This is a genomic window from Xanthomonas sp. SHU 308 (assembly GCF_000364645.1).
GTDB classification, from domain to species: domain Bacteria; phylum Pseudomonadota; class Gammaproteobacteria; order Xanthomonadales; family Xanthomonadaceae; genus Xanthomonas_A; species Xanthomonas_A sontii.
The window spans coordinates 1-4,693 of record NZ_AQOK01000280.1; the positions used below are offsets into that span (position 1 = coordinate 1).

At 71.2% G+C, this 4,693-nt stretch carries 4 protein-coding genes; 1 reads left to right on the forward strand and 3 read right to left on the reverse strand.

The window, feature by feature from the left end:
- The 3 genes from D588_RS0110220 to fdhD all read right to left on the reverse strand — a co-directional run.
- A partial coding sequence (locus D588_RS0110220) for a hypothetical protein (RefSeq protein ID WP_026143567.1) occupies positions 1-245 on the reverse strand: 245 nt, incomplete at its 3' end.
- Positions 235-2,583, reverse strand: coding sequence for an FdhF/YdeP family oxidoreductase (locus D588_RS0110225; RefSeq protein WP_017915908.1), 2,349 nt, complete (start codon positions 2,581-2,583; stop codon positions 235-237). The genes D588_RS0110220 and D588_RS0110225, both read right to left, overlap by 11 nt.
- A complete protein-coding gene (gene fdhD / locus D588_RS0110230; RefSeq protein ID WP_026143568.1) occupies positions 2,580-3,434 on the reverse strand; it encodes a formate dehydrogenase accessory sulfurtransferase FdhD in 855 nt (284 codons plus the stop codon). Before fdhD ends, D588_RS0110225 begins: the two co-directional genes overlap by 4 nt.
- A 623-nt stretch (positions 3,435-4,057) precedes the next feature.
- Between fdhD and D588_RS0110235 the strand changes: the two genes are divergently transcribed.
- Positions 4,058-4,651, forward strand: coding sequence for a hypothetical protein (locus D588_RS0110235; protein ID WP_017915910.1), 594 nt, complete (start codon positions 4,058-4,060; stop codon positions 4,649-4,651).
- Positions 4,652-4,693: the final 42 nt, after the last annotated feature.

Below are 4,693 nucleotides of genomic sequence, written 5' to 3' on the forward strand. Positions count from 1 at the left end.
GAAGGCAACTGCGCGCGACCGGCAGCGGTCAGCACTGCCAGCTCGCGTTCGCCGCGACGCTCCACCCGCACCCAGCCCGGCCCCGGCTGCCCGGCGAGTTCGGCATCGCCGAGCCAGGCCAGCGTGCGCAGCAGCACGCTCATGCGCACGTCCAGGCGCTTGCACACACGCGCCAGCGCCATGCCGTCCGGCGCCTCGGCCAGCAATCGCAACAACCGCGCGGTCAGCAGCGGATCAGCGGACAAGCGCCACACCGATGTCGCGCGGCGCCGCCGCGGCGGCGTCGGCCAGATGCGCGGTGACCACCACCGGAATCGACTTGGAGGTCGGCGTGCGCGCCTCGTCGGCGAAGCTGGACAAGGGCACCAGCGCATTGGTCTCCGGGTAGTAGGCCGCCAGGCAGCCGCGCGGGATGTTGTACTCGACCAGCATGAAGCGCTTGGCCTGGCGCGGCACGCCGTCCTCGCAGAGACTGTGCAGGTCCACCCAGTCGCCGGCGCGCATGCCCAGGTCGGCGATGTCGGCGGCATTGATGAACAGCACGCGGCGCTCGCCGAACACGCCGCGGTAGCGGTCGTCCAGGCCGTAGATGGTGGTGTTGTACTGGTCGTGCGAGCGCGTGGTCGCCAGGGTGAACACCAGTTGCCCGGGGTGCTGACGGCGCGCGCGGTGGATCGGATTGTCGGTGGGCACCGCATGCACCTTGAACACCGCGCGGCCCTCCGGCGTGTCCCATTCGCGGTCGCGCGCGCCGTTGGACAGGCGGAAGCCGCCCGGCACCCGCACCCGCGCGTTGAAGTCGGCGAAGTCGTCGAACATCTGCCCGATCAGGTCGCGGATGCGGTCGTAGTCGGCCACCAGCCAGCGCCAGCGTATCGCGCTGCGCGCCCCCAGCGTGGCCTCGGCCAGCCGCGCCACGATCGCCGGCTCGGACAGCAACTGCGGCGAGGCCGGCGGATTGATGCCGCCGGACAGGTGCACCATGCTCATCGAATCCTCGACGCTGACGTGCTGCGGCCCGCCCTCCTGGATGTCGATCTCGGTGCGGCCCAGGCATGGCAGGATCAGCGCGTCGCGGCCGTGCACCAGGTGGCTGCGGTTGAGCTTGGTGGTGACGTGCACGGTGAGATCGCAGCGGCGCAGCGCGCGATGGGTCGCGTCGGTATCGGGGGTGGCGGTGGCGAAATTGCCGCCCATGGCGAAGAACACCTTGGCGCGGCCGTCGGCCATCGCCTCGATCGCACCGACCGTGTCGTAACCGGGCGCGCGCGGCGGGGCGAAGCCGAACACCGCCTGCAGCCGGTCCAGGAACGCTTCCGGCGGCTTCTCGTAGATCATCATCGTGCGGTCGCCCTGCACGTTGCTGTGGCCGCGCACCGGGCAGGCGCCGGCGCCGGGACGGCCCAGATGGCCGCGCAGCAGGAGCAGGTTGGCGATCATCTGGATGGTCGCCACCGAATGCTTGTGCTGGGTGATGCCCATGCCCCAGCAGGCGATCAGCCGCTCGGCCTTGAGGTAGATCTCGCCGGCCTTGCGCAGTTCGGCCTCGCTCAGCCCGGACTCCTCGACGATGGTGCCCCACGGCTCGTCCGCGACCTCGGCGGCGAAGGCCTCGAAGCCGACGGTATGGCCGACGATGAACTCCAGGTCCAGCAGCCGCGGCTGGCCACTGCTGGCCGCCTCGGCGTCGCGCTCCAGCACATGCTTGATGATGCCCTTCACCGCCGCCAGGTCGCCGCCGATCTTGAGCTGGAAATAGTCCGAGGAGATGCGCGTGGAGCCGTTGTGCAGCATCTGCAGCTTGTCCTGCGGATCGGCGAACTTCTCCAGGCCGCGTTCGCGCAGCGGATTGAACGAGACGATCGCCGCGCCGCGCTTGGCCGCCTGGCGCAGTTCGCCGAGCATGCGCGGATGGTTGGTGCCGGGGTTCTGGCCGAAGATGAAGATCGCATCGGCCAGTTCGAAATCCTGCAGCGACACGGTGCCCTTGCCGACCCCGATCTGCGCCTTGAGCGCGGTGCCGGACGGCTCGTGGCACATGTTGGAGCAGTCCGGGAAGTTGTTGGTGCCGAACTCGCGCACGAACAGCTGGTACAGGAACGCGGCCTCGTTGCTGGTGCGGCCGGAGGTGTAGAAGATCGCCTCGTTGGGCGAGGCCAGGCCATTGAGGTGGCGGGCGATCAGCGCGAACGCGTCGTCCCAGTCGATCGGCACGTAGTGGTCGGTGTCGGCGTCGTAGCGCAGCGGCTGGGTCAGCCGGCCCTGCCCTTCCAGCCAGTAGTCGCTGTAGCGGGCCAGTTGCGCGACGCTGTGCTGGGCGAACAGCTCGGGGGTGGCGCGGCGTGCGGTGGATTCGGCGGCCACCGCCTTGGCGCCGTTCTCGCAGAACTCGAAGGTGGAGGTGTGGTCGCGGTCGGGCCAGGCGCAGCCGGGGCAGTCGAAGCCGTCGGGCTGGTTGACGTGCAGCAGGGTCTTGGCGCCCTGCACCGCCACGTCCTGCTCCATCAGGTGCTTGGCCACCGCGCGCAACGCCCCCCAACCGCCGGCCGGTTGCGTGTAGGGCTGGATGGTCTTCTTGCTCATGCGGGCTCTCCGGCGGGTTCTGTGTGCGGTGGGGCGTGCTGCCCCAGGCGCTGCGGATGGCTGTAGACGACGTAATCGTGATCGCGGGCGAAGCCGATCAGGGTGAGGCCGGCGCTGTCGGCGAGCGCGATGGCCAGCGCGGTGGGCGCGGAAATGGCGGCCAGCAACGGGATACCGGCCTGCGTGGCCTTCATCGCCATTTCGTAGCTGGCACGGCTGGTGACCACCGCGAAGCCGGCGCCCGGGTCGAGGCCGGCGCCGGCCAACGCGCCGATCAGCTTGTCCAGCGCATTGTGGCGGCCGACGTCTTCGCGGATCAGCTGCAGCTCGCCCTGCGCATCGGCCCAGGCCGCGGCATGGGTGGCGCCGGTCAGCGCGTTGAGGGTCTGCTGCGCGCGCAGCGCGCGCAGGGCCTGGGCCAGCGCCGCGGGCGCGATCGGGGTACCGGCCGGCACCGGCCGCGGCGCGCGCAACACCGCCTCCAGCGATTCGCTGCCGCACACGCCGCAGCCGCTGCGCCCGTCCAGGTTGCGGCGCCGCGCCTGTAATGCCGCCGCCTGCGTCGGCGGAATCTGCAGGCGCAGGGACACGCCTTCCAGATAGGTTTCCACCGCCTCGATGCGCAGCTGCGCCGGCGCCGCGACGATGCCCTCGCTGAGCGAGAAGCCCAGCGCGAAATCCTCCAGGTCTTCCGGCGTGGCCATCATCACCACGAACGGCGTGTCGTTGTAGGCGAACGCCACCGGCACCTCGGCCGCGACCAGGTCCTGGGCGACGGCCGTGCGCCCGTCGCGGTGGCGACGCACGCCGCGCGCGACCGCACCTGGCCTGGATGACGCACCCGAATACATCGCGACCCTCCGGACTCTGTGGAACAGCACCAACGCATTCTGCCGTGCGACGGGGATGCCGGGGCACTCCCGTCGCTCGGCCGCACCATGGGCAGCGGTGGCCGCCGTCGGCGACCGTGCCGCACGCCGGAAGGCCTTCCGCGGCTGCCGCCTCCCCGCGTCAGCCCACGACCAGCTTCATGCGGGCGCCGATCGGACACGCCTTGCTACCCGCCAAGGATGCTACAGCGTCGTGTTGTACACCTGTGAGGGCGGCAGGCCAATCGCCACTGGCAGCGCGGGTGACGCCCTGCCAACCCGACCCACGCACGTGCGGGCCGAAGCGCCGGCCAGCGCCTGGCCCAGCCGCACGGTCGCCCGCGCGCGTGGGCACGCTGCCGTTTCCAAGCGCCCGCGCAGGCACACCCAGCGACCCGCGACGGATGCCGCCCCCCTTTCAACAGCCGCGCCCCCACCCGGCTACGATCGGCGCCGCGGCGCGCGGCAGGCGCCTTTCCTTGTGCGCTGCAAGAAGCCCCAGCGCAAGCCGCGTCGTGGCGACGCACGCCGCCGCCACGTCGCGCTGCCGCCATCACCCGCCGGTCGGGTAGGCTGGCGGCCCCACGTTTGCGAAACCGTCCCCCATGCCCACCCCGTTCCGCCTCTGCCTTGCCGCCGGCCTTGGGCTGCTCGGCACCCACACCGCCAACGCCGCCGACCTTCCCGCCGATGTGCTGCGCCAGGTGCAGGCCGGCTACCAGCCGCTGGCACGGTTACAGGCCGATCTCGATGGCGATGGCCGCGCCGATTACCTGGTCGCGCTGCAGCAGCGCGGCGAGGCGCAGCGCGATCCGGCCCCGGCGCGACCGCTGCTGATCTTCGTGCAGCAGGCCGACGGCCACTACCGGCTGGCGGCGCGCAACGACCGGGTGATCCTCAAGCGCGACGAGGGCGGCCAGTGCGATCCGTTCACCGATGGCGACGAACCGTTCGCGGCCAAGGGTCGCTACTTCACCGTGCAGAACGGGGTCTCCTGCGGCCAGCACTGGACCGACTTCATCACCTTCCGCTACGACCCGCAGCGCAAGCAGTGGTTGTTCCACAAGCGCATCCAGCAGCGCTGGGAGATGAACCCCAATCCTTCGCCCGACGCCGAGGCGCTGGTCAAGGACGGCGAGCAGGTGCAGTCGGCCGATCCACGGCACCCGGTCGCCTTCGCCGATTACCTGCCGCGCTGAGGCGCGGACGCGCCGCCATCGCGGCCCGCCCGCCACGAGCGG